The sequence below is a fragment of the Nocardiopsis changdeensis genome (genome assembly GCF_018316655.1).
Lineage (GTDB): Bacteria > Actinomycetota > Actinomycetes > Streptosporangiales > Streptosporangiaceae > Nocardiopsis > Nocardiopsis changdeensis.
In genome coordinates this window covers 6,571,549-6,588,366 of the sequence record NZ_CP074133.1, presented here as the reverse complement: position 1 = coordinate 6,588,366, position 16,818 = coordinate 6,571,549, and the positions used below count along the sequence as shown (strand labels likewise).

Here is a 16,818-nt window from a genome sequence, read left to right as displayed (position 1 = left end):
CTACGCGAAGATGCGCGCGGACCACGGGCCGGTGGTCCCCGCCGAGCTCTCGCCCGGGGTGCGCGGCTGGGTCGTCACCGACTACGCCACCCTGATCTCCTGGTCGCGGGACACCACCACGTTCACGCACGACGCACGGCTGTGGCGGGACTTCACCGAGGGCCGGATCGGCCCCGACGACCCCCTGCTGCCGATGATGGCGCCCCGTGCCAGCGCCCTGTTCCTGGACGGGGCCGAGCACCAGCGGCTGCGCCGTGCGATCACCGACGCCCTGGGCGCGGTCACCCCCGCGCACCTGGCCTCCGTCACCACCCGCTACGCCGACCGGCTCATCGACGAGTTCTGCGCGCGCGGCCGGGCCGACCTGCTCAACGAGTACGCGCGGATGCTGCCGCTGCTGGTCATGAACGACCTGTTCGGCATGGACGAGGACCAGGGGCTGCGGTTCGTCGCCGCCATGCGCAACCTGTGGGCCGGGGTGGACGCCGAGCGCTCCAACGCCGAAGCCGAGCGCGCGCTGTCGGAGGTCGTGGACGCCAAGCACCGCGAACCCGGCGACGACCTCACCAGCCGCCTGATCCGGCACCGCGCCGGGCTCTCGGACGAGGAGGTCATCATGCAGCTCCTCCTCGTCATCGCGGCCGCCAACGAGCCGACCGCCGCCCTCATCGACTCCGCCCTGCGGGCCGTCCTGGCCGACCCGTCCCTGCGCGTCCCCGGCGGCCCCTCCCCGGCCGCTCTGAGCGACCTGGTGGAGCGGGTGCTGTGGCGCGACCCGCCGATCACCAACTACCCGGTGATCTACCCCCGCGTCGACGTCCCGCTGGACAACGGCCGCGTCATCGAGGCCGGGTCGCCCATCCTGCTCGCCTTCGCCGCCGCCAACCACTTCTTCCAGAGGGAGAACGCCGAGCAGGTGGCCGACGGGGCCAACCGCGCCCACGTGGCCTGGGGGGCCGGCCCCCACCGCTGCCCCGCCCGCGACGAGGCGACCGCGATCGCGACCATCGCCACACGCCGGATCCTGGAGCGGCTGCCCGACCCGGCCCTGGCCGTCCCCCCGGAGGACCTGCGGTGGCGGCTGGCCACCCTGTCCTGGTCCCCGGTCTCCCTCCCGGTCCGCTTCACCCCGCAGGCGCCCGCCGCCCCGGCCCCCGAGCCCGAGCCCGCACCCGCGCCCCCCGCCGAACCCGCCCGGGGCGGCGCGGTGCCGGCCCTGTCGAACCTCCTGAAGAGGCTGCTGGTGCGCCGGGGCTGACACGCCCGGGTACCGGCCCCGCCGAACCGGCCCCTCGGCGGGCCGCCGCGGCGGAATCGTCGCATGTCAGGACGGTTTGCGGGGTTATGTCACCTCGAAGGGAGGAGACCGGTACCCCCGGGAGGAGGGTCGAGCGCCCTCCGGGGAACCTAGAATTCTCTCTCGGTCCCCCGGCCGCTCCAGACTTCTCCCCCGCACACCCGTCTTCTCCCCTGTACGCCCTTCCCCGCAGAGGATCGCGCGCCCATGAACAGTTCGGAAGCCGACTCCGGTCGACTCCTGGCCAACCGGTACCGCCTGGACGAGGTCATCGGCGCGGGCGGCATGGGCCGGGTCTGGAAGGGCAGTGACACCCTCCTGGACCGGCCGGTCGCCGTCAAAGAGCTGACCACCCCGCCGAACCTGCCCGCGCACGAGGTGGAGGTCCTGCGCACCCGCATGCTCCGCGAGGCGCGCAGCGCCGCCCAGCTCAGCCACCCGTCGATCATCACCGTGTTCGACGTGGCCGAGGAGGACGGCCGCCCGTGGATCGTCATGGAGCTGGTCAGCGGCTCCTCCCTGGGCGACGTCATCCGCGAGGGCGGGGTGCTGCCGGTCGCGCGGGTCGCCGACATCGGCGAGCAGATGGCGGCCGGGCTGTCCGAGGCGCACGCGAGCGGCATCGTCCACCGCGACATCAAGCCCGGCAACGTGCTCATCGACGGCAGGGGCCGGGCGGTGCTCACCGACTTCGGCATCGCCCACCTGGACGGCTCCACCCACCTGACCAGTACCGGGCTGCTCATCGGCTCGCCCAGCTACCTGGCCCCGGAGATCGCCCACGGGCACTCCGCCACCCCCGCCTCGGACGTGTGGTCCCTGGGCATCACCCTGTTCCAGGCGCTGGAGGGGACCCTGCCCTTCGACCGGCCCACCCCGGTGGCGACGCTGACCGCGATCGTCACCCAGGAGCTGCCGGCCCCGGTCAACGCCGGACCCCTGGCCCCGCTGCTGCGGGAGCTGTGCGCCAAGAAGCCGGAGGACCGGCCCGGCATCGACGCGGTCCGGGCCCGGCTGCGGGAGATCCGGGACCGCGCCGAGGCGGCCGCCCCCGCCCCGGTGGCGCCGACCCTCACCACGACGGTGCCGACCGCGGAACCGCGGTCCGAGGAGGCGGCCCTGGCGGCCGCCCCGCCGCCCGCCCCGGAACCGGCCGCACCGGCCCCCGCAGCGGCGCCCCGCGGCACCGAACGGGACCGGTCCCGGCAGCGCGGCCTGCTCGTGGTCGCAGCGGCCCTCGTGGTCCTGGTGGTCGCCGCCGGGACGACGCTCTACATCAGCATGAACCGGAGCGGCGCCTCCGGTGCCGGACTGGTCTCCCAGCAGGAGTCCGGGGCGGCCGCCCCACCGGAGGAGGAGTCCGAGCCGCCCGCCGGCGGGGACGGCGGGGACGGCGGCGGCGAGCCCGAGGAGGAGCCCTCGGAGTCGCCCGAGGAGCAGGAGGAGGAAGAGGACCCCTGGGCGGGCGGCCTGGCGGTCCACGAGGACTCCAGCGGCTTCACCGTGGAGTACCCGGACGGCTGGACCCTGCGCCGGGAGGGCCACATGGTCTACTTCGACAACCCCGACGGCGGCTACCTGCTCGTCGACCAGACCGACGACCCCGGCCCGGACGCCGCCCAGGACTGGCGCGACTTCGAGCCGATCGGCAGCGGCAACTTCCCGGGCTACGAGCTGGTCGGCATCGAGGAGGTCGAGGACGACTGGACCGACGCCTACATCACCGCCGCCGACTGGGAGTTCACCTACGACGGCCGCAACGGGCGCATGCACGCCGTCAACCGCGGCTTCCACACCGAGGAGAAGGGCTACGCCCTCTTCCTGGTGGCCGACAACGACCACGCCGACATCAACCGGGAGCTGCTGGACCGGATCTCGGAGACCTTCGTCCCCGCCGCCTGAGACGCCCGCCGCGCCGCGGGCCCCGGGGAGCCTCCCGGGGCCCGCGCGGCCGGCCGGGACACCGGGGGCCGGGGCGCCGGGCGGTCAGAACACCGAGCAGTTCGTCACCTGCGTGAACGTGTCCAGGGCCAGGGCGCCCGTCACCGAGTTCCCCTTGGCGTCCAGGCCCGGCCCCCAGGCGGCGACGGAGTAGCGGCCCGGCACGATGGCCAGGATGCCGCCGCCCACCCCGCTCTTGCAGGGCAGCCCCACCCGGTAGGCGAACTCGCCCGCCGCGTCGTAGGTGCCGCAGGTGAGCATGATCGCCATGATGCGCCGGGCGGCGTTCCGGTCGATCATCCGGCTTCCGTCCGCCCGCACCCCGTGCCGGGCCAGCAGCAGCCCCGCCCGGGCCAGCTCCTCGGTGCTGATGGTGATGGAGCACTGCCTGAAGTAGTGGTCCAGCACCTCCGGGACGGGGTTGCGCATGTTCCCGAACCCCGCCATCAGGTAGGCCAGCGACCTGTTGCGGTCGCCCGTCTCCAGCTCCGAGCGGGCGGTCACCCCGTCGGCGTCCAGGTCCGGGTTGCCGGTCTCGGCGCGCAGCAGCCCGCGCAGGGCGGCGAACGCGTCCCCGGTGTTGGCCAGCAGCTCGTCGGTGACCACGATCGCGCCCGGGTTGATGAACGGGTTGCGCGGGACGCCGTTCTCGAACTCCAGCTGGTAGAGCGAGTTGAACGCGCTGCCGGAGGGCTCCCGGTGCACCCGGTCCCAGATGTGCGTCTCGCCCGCCTGGGTGACCAGCGCCAGGGTGAACACCTTGGTGATGCTCTGCATGGAGAAGCGAACACCGGTGTCGCCGACGGTGTGCACCGACCCGTCCGCGGCCGCCACCGCGAACCCGAAGCGGGCCGGGTCCACCCGCCCCAGCTCCGGGATGTAGTCGGCGACCTTCCCCTCGCCGATGTGCGGGCGGACCCGCGCCATCACGGCGGTGAGGACGTCGTCCAGGTCGATGTCGCCGGGCGGCCCGGACGCGGGGCTCACCGGCCGCTCCCGGGCGCGCCCCGGCGCGCCGCCCCCCGGATGCGGCCGCCGCCGCGGCCTGGCGTGGAACCGCTCACCGGACCCCTCCCCCTGTTCCTGGTGCCGCTCCGGTCGCTCACAGTACGGGCGGGGCCCCGGCGGGGGCCGCTACCGCGCCCGGCGTGTCGGGCAGGGGCGCCCAGGGCCTGTTCTCGGATGGCCTCCCGCGCCGCCGGGGGTCCGTGAGGCGCCCGGCGGGCCGAAGCGCAGCGGAGGTTCGAGAGAACGCGGCTAGCCGTCCTGGACGAGGCGGGCGTCGTGCACCAGCAGGGCGACCTGCACCCGGTTGTTCAGCCCCAGCTTGGTGAGGATGCTCGACACGTGCGTCTTGACCGTCGGCACGCTCAGGAACAGCGACGCCGCGATGTCGGCGTTGGACCGGCCCTGGCCCACCGCCACCGCCACCTCCAGCTCCCGGGCGTTGAGGCCGGCCAGCCGCCCCCGCGCCCGGTCGGCCCGCGCGTCCGCGTCGCTGTCGCCCACCCGCTCCACCAGCCGCCGCGTCACCGTGGGAGACAGCACGGACATGCCCCGCGCCACCTGGCGCACCGACTCCACGATCTCCGCGGGCGGGGTGTCCTTGAGCAGGAACCCGGCCGCGCCCGCCCGCAGCGCCCGCAGCACGTGCTCGTCGGCGTCGAACGTGGTCAGCACCAGCACCTCCGGCGGGTCCTCCAGCGCCCGCAGCCGCTCGGTGGCGGTCAGCCCGTCCACGGTGGGCATCCGGATGTCCATGAGGACCACGTCGGGGGAGTACCGCTCCACCAGGTCCAGGACCCTGCCCCCGTCCTCCGCCTCCGCCAGGACCTTGATGTCGGGTGCCCCGCCCATCATCATCACCAGCCCCACCCGGACCAGTGCGTCGTCGTCGACGATGACCACGCCGATGTCCCGGTGGTCGCGCTGCGCCTCGCTCATGCGGGCCACGGTAGCCAAGCGGACAGGCGCCAGCCACCTCCGGGCGTGGGGCCGTGCTCCAGCCGGCCCGACAGCAGCGACACCCGCTCGGTCAGGCCCACCAGCCCCTGGCCGTCGGAGCCGCCCCGCGGCACCGGGGCCGGGGCGCGGCCGTTGCGCACCTCCACGGTCAGGCCCTCCCCGGGCGCGCCCCGCACCGACACCCGCGTGTCCGCGCCCGGGGCGTGCTTGCGCACGTTCGTCAGCCCCTCCTGCACGATCCGGTAGGCGGTGCGCCCCGTCCGGTCCGGGACGGTCCCGTCGTAGTCCTCGGTGAACGCCACCCGCGCCCCGGCCTCGTCGGCCTCCTCCACCAGCTGGCGCAGGTCCGCCATGGTCGGCTGGGGCAGCTCGCCCACCGGCGCGCGCAGCACCCCGATCACCTCGCGCAGGTCCTGGAGGGCCTGGTGGGCGCTCTCGCGGATCACCTTCGCCGAGCGCGCGATCTCCTCCGCGGGCGCGTCCGGCCGGTACTCCAGGGCGCCCGCGTGCACGCTCAGCAGCGACAGCCGGTGCCCGAGCACGTCGTGGATCTCCCGCGCCATGGCCTCGCGCACCTGGTGCTGGGCGTGCTCGGCGCGCAGCTGCGCCTCCGTCTCGGCGTGCACGGCCCGCTCGCGCAGGGAGTCCACCAGCTCCCGGCGGTGGTGGACGCTCAGCCCCCAGCCGATGACCGCGCCCTGGACGGCCACGCTCAGCAGGAAGGCGATGAGGGCGGGCAGGTGGGGGTCGGGCAGCACCAGCGACTTCAGGCCCACCGAGGCGATGCCCAGGCCGAAGACCACCAGGCTCACCTTGGGCGGCCGGTGCAGGGCCAGGGAGAACAGGGCGATGAGCAGCGCGCCCGAGACCAGGTCCGTCACGACCGAGAGCGCGATGAGGGACACGGCGATCTGGACCGGCCATCGGCGCCGCCACCACAGGGACGTGCAGGCCGCCAGGGCCGCCAGCCGTTCGGCCGCCTCCCACCAGGTGGGGTGGTCGGGCACGGTGATCACGGGGACGTCACCGTGCGGAGGCCCCGGCGGCGGGAAGTCCAGGAGCGTCATGGCCGCGAACACGAGGGCGAGCAGGAACATGGACAGGTCCACGATCCAGTCGCGCACATCCCGCCTGTACGGCCCGGTGACGGTGTTCATATCAGCGCGAGTCTATGTTCCGGCAGGCCGCGGCGGTCCCCTCGCACACGCGGACGATACCGATGGCGGCGGGCTTCCCTACTTCGGTCGCCATCCGCGCGGTGCGCGTCCACTTCCGTCGCCGCCGTGGGTACCGTGGAGTCGATGAGCACTCTGGTGACCGGAGCCACCGGCATGGTGGGCCGACGAGTCCTGACCGAGCTGAAACGGCGCGGCCTGCCCGCCGCCGGTGCCTCGCGCACCGCCGAGAGGCGGTTGGACTGGACCGACACCTCCAACTGGGCGGAGGTGCTCGAGGGCGCCTCGGGCGTCTTCGTGGTGACCCCCGTGGGCATGGCCCTGGGGCACCGGGTGGCCGCCTTCCTGGAGCGCGCCGCCGAGGCGGGGGTGGAGCGGGCCGTGGTCATGTCGGCGATGGGCACCGAGCACGCGCCCTCCGACTCCGACCAGCGGGCGGCCGAGTTCAAGGCCAAGGAGCTGTTCGGCCGGGTGACGGTGCTGCGCCCCAACTGGCTGTTCCAGGACTTCACCGAGGGCACCTTCGCCAACCTGGCCCGCTCCCGCAACGGGCGCCTGGAGCTGCCGGTCAAGCGGCGCACCGAGATCAGCTTCGTGGACGCCCGCGACGTCGCGGCCGTCGCGGTGGAGTCGCTCGTGGGCGACCACGGCGGCAAGGAGTACACCCTCACCGGACCGCAGGCGCTGACCGTCGGCGCCGTCGTGCGCTGGACCAGGGGCACGGACAGCCCGGTGTGGCGGTTCAAGCCGGTGGACGAGTCGCGCTTCTACTTCCGGGCCTCCGACCGCGGCTGGGGCGAGCGCTACATCGACACCCTCAACGAGCGCTTCGCCGCCGCCGTCCGCGGCCGCGCCGCCGAGGTCACCGACGACGTCCACGCCGCGCTGGGCCGCGAGCCCATCCCGCTGGCCCGGTTCGCCCGCGAGTCCACCCTCTGACGGGTACGGACACGAGGACGCCCGGCCCCCCACTTTCGCGGAGCGGGGGCCGGGCGTCCGGTCCGTGGGCTACTTCTTGAGCAGCTGGCGGGCCATCACCAGGCGCTGGATCTGGTTGGTGCCCTCGTAGATCTGGGTGATCTTGGCGTCGCGCATCATGCGCTCCAGCGGGAAGTCCTTGACGTAGCCCGCGCCGCCCAGCAGCTGCACGGCGTCGGTGGTGATCTCCATGGCGGCGTCGGAGGCGTAGCACTTGGCCGCGGCGCCGAAGAAGGACAGGTCGGCGTCGCCGCGCTCGGACTTGGCGGCGGCCGCGTAGACCATCTGGCGGGCGGTCTCCAGCTTCATGGCCATGTCGGCCAGCATGAACTGGACCCCCTGGAAGTCCGCGATGGCCTTGCCGAACTGCTTGCGCTCCTTGACGTAGGCGACCGCGTGGTCCAGGGCGCCCTGGGCGATGCCGACGGCCTGCGCGCCGATGGTGACGCGGGTGTGGTCCAGGGTGCGCAGCGCGATCTTCAGGCCCTCGCCGGGCTCGCCGACGATCCGGTCGCCCGGGATGCGGACGTTGTCGAAGAACAGCTCGCGGGTGGGGGAGCCCTTGATGCCGAGCTTGCGCTCGGGCTCGCCCAGGGTGAAGCCCTCGTCGTCGGCGTGCAGCACGAACGCGGTGATGTTGCGCCCGCGCGGGCCCTCGGGGTCGGTGACCGCCATGACCGTGTAGTACTTGCTGACGCCCGCGTTGGTGATCCACGACTTCTGGCCGTTGAGGACCCAGTCGTCGCCGTCGCGCACGGCCTGGGTGCGCATGCCGGCGGTGTCGGACCCGGCCTCGCGCTCGGACAGGCCGTAGGAGAACATCGCCGCGCCGGAGGCGACCTCGGGCAGGTAGCGGCGCTTGACGTCCTCGGAGGCGCCCAGGATGACCGGCATCGTGCCGAGCTTGTTGACCGCCGGGATCAGGGAGGAGGAGGCGCAGACGCGGGCGACCTCCTCGATGACGATGCAGGTGGCCAGCGCGTCGGCGCCCACACCGTCGTACTCCTCCGCGATGTGCGGGGCGTGGAAGTCGGTGGCGACCAGGGCCTCCAGGGCGTCCTGGGGGAAGGCGCTCTTCTCGTCGACCTCGGCCGCGTGCGGGGCGATCTTGTCCTCGGCGACGGCGCGTACGGCGGCGCGCAGCTCCTCGTGCTCCTCGGTGGTCTTGAACAGGTCGAAGTCGCTCATCTGCGTTCCTCCGCGGGAGGTGCGCCCTCCCCCGATCGCTGGCACTGGGTGCCTTTGGTTGGCATTCAGTGTCAGAATAGGGGGTGGACGGTGCGAAGTACACCGTCGGGAGTCGGATACCTTTCGGGGGGCGTGCCAGGGGAGGGGAACGATGGTCCGTGAGCGATCGGTCGCCAGGGGGGCGTCCGCGCGCGTGCCCACCCGCGACGTGGTGCTGGCCGCCGTCCGCCTGTTCACCGAGAACGGCTTCGAGGCCACCACGATGGACGACATCGCGGCCGCCGGAGGGGTGAGCCGGCGCAGCCTGTTCCGCCGGTTCGGCACCAAGGAGGACATCCTCTTCGCCGAGCACGACGAGCTGTTCGCCGAGGTCTCCCGGCACCTGGAGACCGCCTCCGGCGAGCCCCTGGACGTGGTGTTCGCCGCCGCCCGCCTGGTGCTGCGCGACTACCTGCACGACCCCGAGGTCACCGTCCCCCGCTACCGCCTGGTCCGCGTCCACCCCCGGCTGCGCGACCGCGAGGTGGCGATGACCGCGCGCTACCAGTCCGCGTTCAGCCGCTACCTGGCCGCCCGCGAGGGCGAGGGCGGCCCCGAGGAGCGGTCGCTGTCCGCCGGGGTGACCGCCGCGGCCCTCATCTCCGCGCACAACCACGTGCTCCGCGGCTGGCTGCGCGACCCCGGGCAGGACACCCGCGGGGTCTGGGAGCGCTACGACGCCGCCATGGAGTTCGTCCGCCGTGCCGCCGGTCCGATGCTGCACCCGGGGCGGGCCCCCGGGAGCGACCGGGTCATGGTCGCCGTCTACCCCGCCGACCTGGGCCGGGAGGAGCTGGTGCGCCGCCTGAGCGCCGCCGTGGACGAGGCGGGGCCCCGGGGCTGACCGATGGTCCGGCCGCGCCGGGGGACGCGTAGGCTGGAACGGTTGGACAGCGGGAGAGAACCAAGAGGCGAGCGCGCATGAGTGTGGACACGGCGGGTGCTACCCGGCACGGGGCTGAGGTCGCCGAAGAGGCCCGCCGACGGCGGACGTTCGCGGTCATCTCGCACCCGGACGCGGGCAAGTCGACGCTGACCGAGGCGCTGGCGCTGCACTCGTCGGCGATCACGTCGGCCGGCGCGGTCCACGGCAAGGGCGACCGCAAGGGCGTGACCTCGGACTGGATGGAGATGGAGCAGGACCGCGGTATCTCCATCACCTCGGCGGCGCTGCGCATCGACTACGAGGGCCGGGTGCTGAACCTGCTCGACACCCCCGGCCACGCGGACTTCTCCGAGGACACCTACCGGGTGCTGTCGGCGGTGGACTGCGCGGTCATGCTGCTGGACTCGGCCAAGGGCCTGGAACCGCAGACGCTGAAGCTGTTCGACGTGTGCCGGGCGCGCCGCATGCCGGTCATCACGTTCGTGAACAAGTGGGACCGCCCCGGGCGCGAGCCGCTGGAGCTGCTGGACGAGATCGAGCAGCGGATCGGGCTGCGCCCGACCCCGCTGAACTGGCCGGTGGGCATCGCCGGCGACTTCCGGGGGCTGATCGACCGGGACACGGGGGAGTACACCAAGATGACCCGCACCCCGGGCGGTGCGACCAAGGCCATCGAGGAGACCGTGGACGCCGACCGGGCCGCCGAGCTGGAGGGCGAGGCCTGGGAGCAGGCCCAGGAGGAGCTGGAGCTGCTGGAGGCGCTGGGCGCCGACTTCGACAGCGAGTCGTTCCTGGCGGGGAAGTCGTCCCCGGTGCTGTTCGGCGCCGCCCTCACCAACTTCGGCGTCGGCCGGCTGCTGGAGGCCGTGGTGGGCCTGGCCCCCGCCCCGGCGGCCAAGGACGACGTGAACGAGCGGCCGCGCCCGGTGGAGGCCCCGTTCTCCGGCCAGGTCTTCAAGATGCAGGCCAACATGGACAAGAACCACCGGGACCGGATGGCGTTCGTCCGGGTCAGCTCGGGGCGGTTCGACCGGGGCATGGTCCTCACGCACGCCGCCACCGGCCGCCCCTTCGCGACCAAGTACACGCAGGCGGTGTTCGGCGCGGACCGCTCCACCATCGACACGGCCTTCCCGGGCGATGTGATCGCGCTGGTCAACGCGCAGGCGCTGAAGGTGGGCGACACCCTCTACGACGGTCCCAAGGTGGAGTTCCCGCCCATCCCGAGCTTCGCCCCCGAGCACTTCGTGGTGGCCCGGGCCGTGGACGCCGGCAAGTACAAGCAGTTCCAGAAGGGGATCGCCCAGCTCGACGCCGAGGGCGTGGTGCAGGTGCTGACCTCGGACGTGCGCGGTGAGCAGGCCCCCGTGCTGGCGGCGGTCGGCCCGCTCCAGTTCGACGTGGTCAAGCACCGGATGGAGCAGGAGTTCCGCAGCCCCGTCGAGGTCTCGCCGCTGGAGTACTCGGTGGCCCGGCGCACGGACGAGGAGTCGGCGCCGACCCTGCACGGCCTTTCCGGGGCCGAGGTGCTGCGCCGCCGTTCCGACGGTGAACTGCTGGTGCTGGTGCACAACAAGTGGCGGCTGCGGGTCATCGAGCGCGACCACCCGTCGTTGTTCATGGAACCGCTGCTGGCCGGCGGCGTCGTCGAGGACGAGTAGCACTCCGCGGGCACCGGGGCGGGGGCGCGGAAAAGGCGCTCCCGCTTCTCCGAGGCCAAGGCCGTTATCACACCGCCGACACACCCGTGGAACACGGGGCCGGATGGTGCGCCCGGTCCGGGCGGGTGTGAACTCCCGTTCCACGGGCACACTCTTTGCCCATCCGGGAGGCCCCCGTGCGTATTCCGGGGAACGGTGCGTGCCGCGGCGCCCGCGGCAGAGGCCAAGATCACCGCACCTGGGGTACCCCGCGTCAACCCCCGTGATCAGGGCGAAGGTACCCTGATAGATGGCCGCTAGGGCGCGTTCGGACAACTGATCGCACCCCGTCGTGTCCGGGTATGTCCATATCTGTGAAGGACACTCGGAAGATGGGGTCCGTGAGGTGATCGGGGTGCTCAGGGGACCGGCACAGGAGGTGTCGAGGCGTCGGGGGAGAACCCTCCGGGGTCCTGCGATGTCTCAGGGCGATCACGGAGTAAACGACATCTGGCAAAGATTGTAAATCTTCACCGTGCGGTAATTCTGCTCACGTCTGGGTATGTGTTGCATGTCACCTGTCCGTGAATCGGTGAAACTTATATGATTTTGCTTAATCGTCGTTTAACAAAACAGAACAATAACGAGTGAACAAGAACGTGGCGGCGGACCGCCCCGCGTCTGACGCACCTCACGTATCCCCCGCCTGGAAAGGTTGACCTCGGGCATGAGCGAAGACGACAAAGAGCGCACGGTGGAGCTCCACTACGAGGGCGGCGTGCTGAAGCTGCCGGTGTTCACCGGCACCGAGGGTGAGCAGACCATCGAGCTGAAGACCCTGCTGGGCTCGACGGGTATGACCACCCTGGACCCGGGGTTCGGCAACACCGCTTCGTGCAGCTCCAAGATCACCTATATCGACGGGGGCGCCGGGATCCTCCGCTACCGCGGATACCCGATCCAGGACCTCGCCGTGGGCAGCACCTTCCTCGAGGTGGCCTACCTGGTGATCTACGGCGAGCTGCCGGAGCCCGGCCAGCTCAAGGAGTTCTCCGACAAGCTTCGCGAGAACGCCGACATCCCGGCCGAGATGGGCGCGTTCCTGGACGCGATGCCCGGCAACGGCCACCCGATGGCCCTGCTCGCCAGCGCCGTCAACACGCTGTCCGCGTACTACGCCGACAGCGTCGACCCGTCCGACGAGGCCCAGGTGGAGCTCGCCACGATCCGGCTGTTGGCCAAGCTGCCGACGATCGCGGCCCGCATCTACCGCAACTCCATCGGCGCCGAGCCGATCGGCCCGGACGACTCCCTCGACTACGTCGAGAACTTCATCCGGATGACCTTCGGGGACAACGCCGCCAGCGGCGAGCTGGGCGACCTGTTCGGCAAGGCCGTGGACCTGCTCCTCATCCTGCACGCCGACCACGAGCTCAACTGCTCCACCGCCACCGTGCGCACCGTCGGCTCCTCGCAGGCCGACATCTTCGCCAGCATCGCCGCGGGCATCAACGCCCTGTCCGGCCCGTCCCACGGCGGCGCCAACCAGGCCGTGCTGGAGATGCTCGACGAGATCCGCGACTCGGGCGTCACCATCGAGGAGTTCCTCGAGCGCGTCAAGGCCCGCGAGGTCCGCCTCATGGGCTTCGGCCACCGGGTCTACAAGAACTTCGACCCGCGCAGCAAGGAGATCAAGGGCCTCGCGACCCAGATCCTGGACCGCGACGAGAACCCCGACGAGCTGTTCGCGCTGGCCCTCAAGCTCGAGGCCGCCGCGCTCGCCGACTCCTACTTCACCGAGCGCAAGCTCTACCCGAACGTCGACTTCTACACCGGCGTCATCTACCGGGCCATGGGCTTCCCGACCAACATGTTCACCGTGCTGTTCGCGATCGGCCGGCTCCCCGGCTGGATCGCGCACTACCGCGAGCAGCTGCACGACCCGGCCTTCCGGATCGCGCGCCCGCGCCAGCACTACATCGGCTCCGCCGAGCGCCGCTACCCGGGCCTGGGCTAGTCCCCGACCGGAGCGTACGCGACGCCCGCCCCGCCTCCCGGCGGGGCGGGCGTCCTTTTTGTCCGGTTATCCCGCCTATCCATACCGGTACAGAACCGTCCCTTTCCGCGTATTTTGCGGATGCCCTGCCGTCGGCGTGCGACCTTGAGGGGAGTCGCAGGATGCGCCCTCTCCGACGGGAGCGCACAAGGGAGGTGAGGCGGCCATGATGCGGAACATGCCGGCCGGGGAGGTCCTCGGCGCCATGAGCAGGAACTGGTGGATGGTGGTCCTCCGAGGGGTCGCCGCGGTGCTCTTCGGACTGATCGCGCTGATCTGGCCCGGGGTGACCACCGTCACCCTGGCGATCGTGTTCGGTGCCTACGCCCTCGTCGACGCGATCATGCTCGGATACGCGGCCTACCGGGCCGCCCCGGGGACGCGCGCCCCGCTCGTCGCCCAGGCGGTGCTCAGCGCCATCGTGGGTCTGATCGCGCTGATCTGGCCGGTCGCCGCGGTCATCGCGCTGGTGTTCGTGATCGGCGCGTGGGCCGTCGTCACCGGCGTCTCCGAGATCGTCACCGCCGTCCGCCTGCGCGCCCGGATCAGCTCCGAGTGGCTGCTGATCTTCGCCGGCGCGCTCTCGGTCGTGTTCGGCCTGCTGCTGTGGTTCTGGCCGCTGGCCGGCGCCCAGGCGATCGTGTTCGTGGTCGGTATCTACGCGCTGATCTTCGGCGTCGTCATGATCGTCGCCGGGGTCCGGCTGCGCGGCGCCGCCGACACCGTCGCCGACGCGGACGCCATGGCCTCCGCCGACATGTCGGAGATGCCCGAGGACCCGGTGAGCGCCTTCGACGAGGGGTATTCCGAGGGCTACCGCGAGGGGTACCGGGGCGACCCGAACGCGCCCGAGCGGCCGGCCGGGGAGGACACCGGCGACACCGGCGCGGTGCGCCGCAGCAGCGGCCGCCACCGGGCCCCCGAGGAGGGCGGCGACCCGGGCGCCCAGCCCTAGGACTCGCTGACGAGGAGAAGGCCGCCGCGGTCGACCTGGCTTCCGGGGACGACCGAGGCGGCCTTCTCCTGCTGCCAGGCCGCGAAGTGCGGCGAGGCGCGGTGCGCGGCCAGGGCCGCCTCGTCGGCGAACACCTCGTACACCCGGAACAGGTCGGGGTCCTCGGAGTCGGCCGTCACGTCGAAGCGCAGGCAGCCCGGCTCCTCGCGGACCGACGCCGCGGCGTGCCGGGAGATCCCGGAGACGAACGCGTCGCGGCGCCCGGGCAGGACCCGCACCGACACGACCAGGGACAACGGGCGGTCGGACACGGCGGCTCCTGTCGCGGCGGGGACGGGCGCCCGAGCCTAGCGTCCCGGCCCCTGCGCGCGGCGGCCGGGGTGCGGCTACGATGACGGCGTGCACTTCCTCCAGATCTACGGCTAGAGGCCCGGCGTCACCGACGCCCCGGCGCCCCCGCCCCGTGAGCGGGCCGGGCGCCCCCTCGCCCTACCCGTAGCAGCTCCTCGACATCTGGAGGGACCCGCGATGACCCGTCGCGCCCACATCGCCATGGTCGGAGTCCCGGCCGTCAGCCACACCCTGCCCAGCCTGGAGATCCTCCGCGAACTGGTCCGCAGGGGCCACCGCGTCACGGTCGCCAACGACACGCTCATGGCCGACCTGATCACCCCCACCGGGGCCGAACTCGTCCCGTTCACCACCACCCTGCCCACCGGGGACGAGGAGTGGCCGGACGACCCGGTCGAGGGCATGGACGTGTTCCTCGACGACGCGATCAACGTCCTGCCCGTCATCCGGGACGCCTACGACGCGGACCGGCCCGACGTGTTCCTGTACGACATCGGCGGGTACGCCGCCCGGGTGCTGGGGATCCGGTGGGGGATCCCCAGTGTGCAGCTCTCCCCGACCTACGTCGCCTGGGCCGACCACTCGGCCACGGTGATGACCTGGCTGGCCGGGCGGCCCGGGGCCGCCGAGCACTTCGCCAAGTTCGACGCCTGGCTGGCCGAGAACGGGATCACCGGGATGGACCACACCTCCTTCGCCGGGAGCCCGGACCGGGCGCTGGCGCTCATCCCGCGCGAGATGCAGCCGTTCGCCGACACCGTCGCCGACACGGTCACCTTCGTCGGGCCCTGCCTGGGCGACCGCGCGGACCAGGGGGAGTGGAAGCGGCCCGCCGACGCGGAGAAGGTCGTCCTGGTGTCCCTGGGAACGGCCTACACCAACCGGCCCGGGTTCTACCGCACCTGTGTCGAGGCGTTCGCCGGGCTGCCGGGCTGGCACGTGGTGCTCCAGATCGGCAGGTACACCGACCCGGCCGACCTGGGCGAGGTGCCCGCGAACGTGGAGGTGCACCGGTGGGTGCCGCAGCTGTCCGTGCTGCGGCAGGCCGACGCGTTCGTCACCCACGCGGGTATGGGGGGCTCCAGCGAGGGGCTGTACCACGGCGTTCCGATGATCGCCGTACCCCAGGCCGTCGACCAGTTCGACAACGCCGACCGCCTCCAGGAGCTGGGGGTGGCCCGGCGGCTCGACGGCGAGGCCGACGACCCGGACGCCCTGCGGTCGGCGCTGCTGGAGCTGACCTCCGACCCGGGGACGGCCGCCCGCCTGGCGGAGATCTCCGCCAGGCTGCGGACCGAGGGCACGGCGTACGCGGCCGACCTCATCGAGGCCGAGATCCCCTAGCCGTGTCCTTGTGAACCTCCGCTCCGCTTCGGTTCGTGTTCGGCGCCCCCTGGGGGCGGAAGCCTTCGGCCCCTCGGGGCGCCTCACGAACCCCAGCGGTACAGGAGGGCGTTCAAGGCCCCGGCCCCTCCGGATCCCCGTTCCCGGGCGCGTCCCGGCCGTGCGCCGGGGCGCGCCCCTCCCGTATCCCCGACCCCGTGGAAGGAAGCACACGTGGACCACCTCGTCGTCGTCACCGGAGGGCCCGGCTCCGGCAAGACCACCCTCGTCGACCACCTGGCCGGGCTCGGGTACGCCCGCACCGAGGAGGCGGGCCGCGCGGTCATCCGCGACCAGCGCGAGATCGACGGCCCCGGCCTGGCCTGGCGCGACGACGCCCTGTTCGTGGAGCTGATGCTGGCCTGGGAGATCCGCTCGCACCGGGAGGCGGCGGCGCTGCCCGGGCCGGTGTTCTGCGACCGCGGGGTGCCCGACCTGGTCGGCTACCTCCTGCTGCGCGGGCTTCCGGTGCCGGCGCACGTGGAGGCCGCCGCGCGCCGCTTCCGGTACCGGCGCACCGTCTTCCTCGCGCCGCCCTGGCCGGAGATCTTCACCGGGGACGCCGAGCGCCACCAGTCGTGGGAGGAGGCCCTGCGCACCGACCGCGCCATGCGGGAGGCCTACCCGCGGTACGGCTACGACCTGGTGGAGCTGCCCCGGGTCCCGGTGGCCGAGCGGGGCCGGTTCGTGCTGGCTGCGCTGGCGGGCGATGAGCGCAATTCAGACCACCGGGGGTGAGTATTCCGCGCATGCCCTTTTGTGTCCGGAGTGGGGGAGGACCTTGGGAGGGGACGGCGCGGCCCCTGTTCGCAGACGTGACGAGGGTGACCGTTCGCGGCCGTAAATCCGGTCCTCCCTTGTGATCGACAGGGCCCGCCGCCAGACTCTTCTAGGTAAAGGGAGCATTGACCGTGCGCGTCCACCCGGTGGGCGCGGGGCGGCGGACACGGGGAGTGGTACGGAA

The 16,818-nt window shown here is 72.6% G+C and carries 14 protein-coding genes; 9 read left to right on the top strand and 5 right to left on the bottom strand.

The features are described from left to right. Positions 1-10 precede the first annotated feature (10 nt). Both KGD84_RS29530 and KGD84_RS29525 read left to right on the top strand, forming a co-directional pair. Positions 11-1,258, top strand: coding sequence for a cytochrome P450 family protein (locus KGD84_RS29530; protein WP_220565375.1), 1,248 nt, complete (start codon positions 11-13; stop codon positions 1,256-1,258). A gap of 246 nt (positions 1,259-1,504) precedes the next feature. Then, the gene (locus KGD84_RS29525) at positions 1,505-3,199 is read left to right on the top strand and encodes a serine/threonine-protein kinase (protein WP_220563595.1); all 1,695 of its coding nucleotides are present in this window, start codon (positions 1,505-1,507) and stop codon (positions 3,197-3,199) included. 84 nt (positions 3,200-3,283) lie between these two features. Here the strand turns inward: KGD84_RS29525 and KGD84_RS29520 are convergent, their stop codons facing one another. The 3 genes from KGD84_RS29520 to KGD84_RS29510 form a co-directional block, all read right to left on the bottom strand. Beyond that, positions 3,284-4,225: a glutaminase gene (locus KGD84_RS29520; RefSeq protein WP_255646866.1), complete on the bottom strand. Its 942-nt coding sequence runs from the start codon at positions 4,223-4,225 to the stop codon at positions 3,284-3,286. 270 nt (positions 4,226-4,495) lie between these two features. Beyond that, positions 4,496-5,182 (bottom strand): response regulator transcription factor, encoded by a 687-nt coding sequence (locus KGD84_RS29515; RefSeq protein ID WP_220563594.1) that lies wholly within the window; start codon positions 5,180-5,182, stop codon positions 4,496-4,498. Continuing rightward, positions 5,179-6,360: a sensor histidine kinase gene (locus KGD84_RS29510; RefSeq protein WP_220563593.1), complete on the bottom strand. Its 1,182-nt coding sequence runs from the start codon at positions 6,358-6,360 to the stop codon at positions 5,179-5,181. Before KGD84_RS29510 ends, KGD84_RS29515 begins: the two co-directional genes overlap by 4 nt. 144 nt (positions 6,361-6,504) lie before the next feature. On the opposite strand from KGD84_RS29510, the gene KGD84_RS29505 reads away from it, so the two are divergent. Beyond that, positions 6,505-7,317, top strand: coding sequence for an NAD(P)H-binding protein (locus KGD84_RS29505; protein WP_220563592.1), 813 nt, complete (start codon positions 6,505-6,507; stop codon positions 7,315-7,317). A gap of 69 nt (positions 7,318-7,386) precedes the next feature. Here the strand turns inward: KGD84_RS29505 and KGD84_RS29500 are convergent, their stop codons facing one another. Further along, positions 7,387-8,544 carry an acyl-CoA dehydrogenase family protein gene (locus KGD84_RS29500; RefSeq protein WP_220563591.1) on the bottom strand — a complete coding sequence of 386 codons (1,158 nt, stop codon included), beginning with the start codon at positions 8,542-8,544 and terminating at the stop codon, positions 7,387-7,389. A gap of 151 nt (positions 8,545-8,695) precedes the next feature. Between KGD84_RS29500 and KGD84_RS29495 the strand changes: the two genes are divergently transcribed. The 4 genes from KGD84_RS29495 to KGD84_RS29480 all read left to right on the top strand — a co-directional run bounded on the left by KGD84_RS29495 (position 8,696) and on the right by KGD84_RS29480 (position 14,120). Continuing rightward, positions 8,696-9,427, top strand: coding sequence for a TetR/AcrR family transcriptional regulator (locus tag KGD84_RS29495; RefSeq protein WP_220563590.1), 732 nt, complete (start codon positions 8,696-8,698; stop codon positions 9,425-9,427). Positions 9,428-9,504: 77 nt separating this feature from the next. After that, entirely contained in the window at positions 9,505-11,130 is a 1,626-nt protein-coding gene (locus KGD84_RS29490) for a peptide chain release factor 3 (RefSeq protein ID WP_220563589.1), read from the top strand. A gap of 706 nt (positions 11,131-11,836) precedes the next feature. Further along, positions 11,837-13,126, top strand: coding sequence for a citrate synthase (locus tag KGD84_RS29485; protein ID WP_220563588.1), 1,290 nt, complete (start codon positions 11,837-11,839; stop codon positions 13,124-13,126). Positions 13,127-13,331: 205 nt separating this feature from the next. After that, entirely contained in the window at positions 13,332-14,120 is a 789-nt protein-coding gene (locus KGD84_RS29480) for an HdeD family acid-resistance protein (RefSeq protein WP_220563587.1), read from the top strand. Here KGD84_RS29480 and KGD84_RS29475 read toward each other — a convergent pair. Beyond that, positions 14,117-14,431 carry a putative quinol monooxygenase gene (locus tag KGD84_RS29475; RefSeq protein WP_220563586.1) on the bottom strand — a complete coding sequence of 105 codons (315 nt, stop codon included), beginning with the start codon at positions 14,429-14,431 and terminating at the stop codon, positions 14,117-14,119. The genes KGD84_RS29480 and KGD84_RS29475 overlap by 4 nt on opposite strands. Positions 14,432-14,648: 217 nt before the next feature. Between KGD84_RS29475 and KGD84_RS29470 the strand changes: the two genes are divergently transcribed. Then, a complete protein-coding gene (locus tag KGD84_RS29470; protein ID WP_220563585.1) occupies positions 14,649-15,815 on the top strand; it encodes a macrolide family glycosyltransferase in 1,167 nt (388 codons plus the stop codon). Between the two features lie 213 nt (positions 15,816-16,028). Next, a complete protein-coding gene (locus KGD84_RS29465; protein WP_220563584.1) occupies positions 16,029-16,592 on the top strand; it encodes an AAA family ATPase in 564 nt (187 codons plus the stop codon). Positions 16,593-16,818 lie beyond the last annotated feature (226 nt).

Bases quoted from the DNA above. Each gene is read 5' to 3' on its own strand.
- KGD84_RS29530 (WP_220565375.1), top strand. From the start codon at position 11: ATGCGCGCGGACCACGGGCCGGTGGTCCCCGCCGAGCTCTCGCCCGGG.
- KGD84_RS29525 (WP_220563595.1), top strand. From the start codon at position 1,505: ATGAACAGTTCGGAAGCCGACTCCGGTCGACTCCTGGCCAACCGGTAC.
- KGD84_RS29515 (WP_220563594.1), bottom strand. From the start codon at position 5,182: ATGAGCGAGGCGCAGCGCGACCACCGGGACATCGGCGTGGTCATCGTC.
- KGD84_RS29510 (WP_220563593.1), bottom strand. From the start codon at position 6,360: ATGAACACCGTCACCGGGCCGTACAGGCGGGATGTGCGCGACTGGATC.
- KGD84_RS29505 (WP_220563592.1), top strand. From the start codon at position 6,505: ATGAGCACTCTGGTGACCGGAGCCACCGGCATGGTGGGCCGACGAGTC.
- KGD84_RS29500 (WP_220563591.1), bottom strand. From the start codon at position 8,544: ATGAGCGACTTCGACCTGTTCAAGACCACCGAGGAGCACGAGGAGCTG.
- KGD84_RS29495 (WP_220563590.1), top strand. From the start codon at position 8,696: ATGGTCCGTGAGCGATCGGTCGCCAGGGGGGCGTCCGCGCGCGTGCCC.
- KGD84_RS29490 (WP_220563589.1), top strand. From the start codon at position 9,505: ATGAGTGTGGACACGGCGGGTGCTACCCGGCACGGGGCTGAGGTCGCC.
- KGD84_RS29485 (WP_220563588.1), top strand. From the start codon at position 11,837: ATGAGCGAAGACGACAAAGAGCGCACGGTGGAGCTCCACTACGAGGGC.
- KGD84_RS29480 (WP_220563587.1), top strand. From the start codon at position 13,332: ATGATGCGGAACATGCCGGCCGGGGAGGTCCTCGGCGCCATGAGCAGG.
- KGD84_RS29470 (WP_220563585.1), top strand. From the start codon at position 14,649: ATGACCCGTCGCGCCCACATCGCCATGGTCGGAGTCCCGGCCGTCAGC.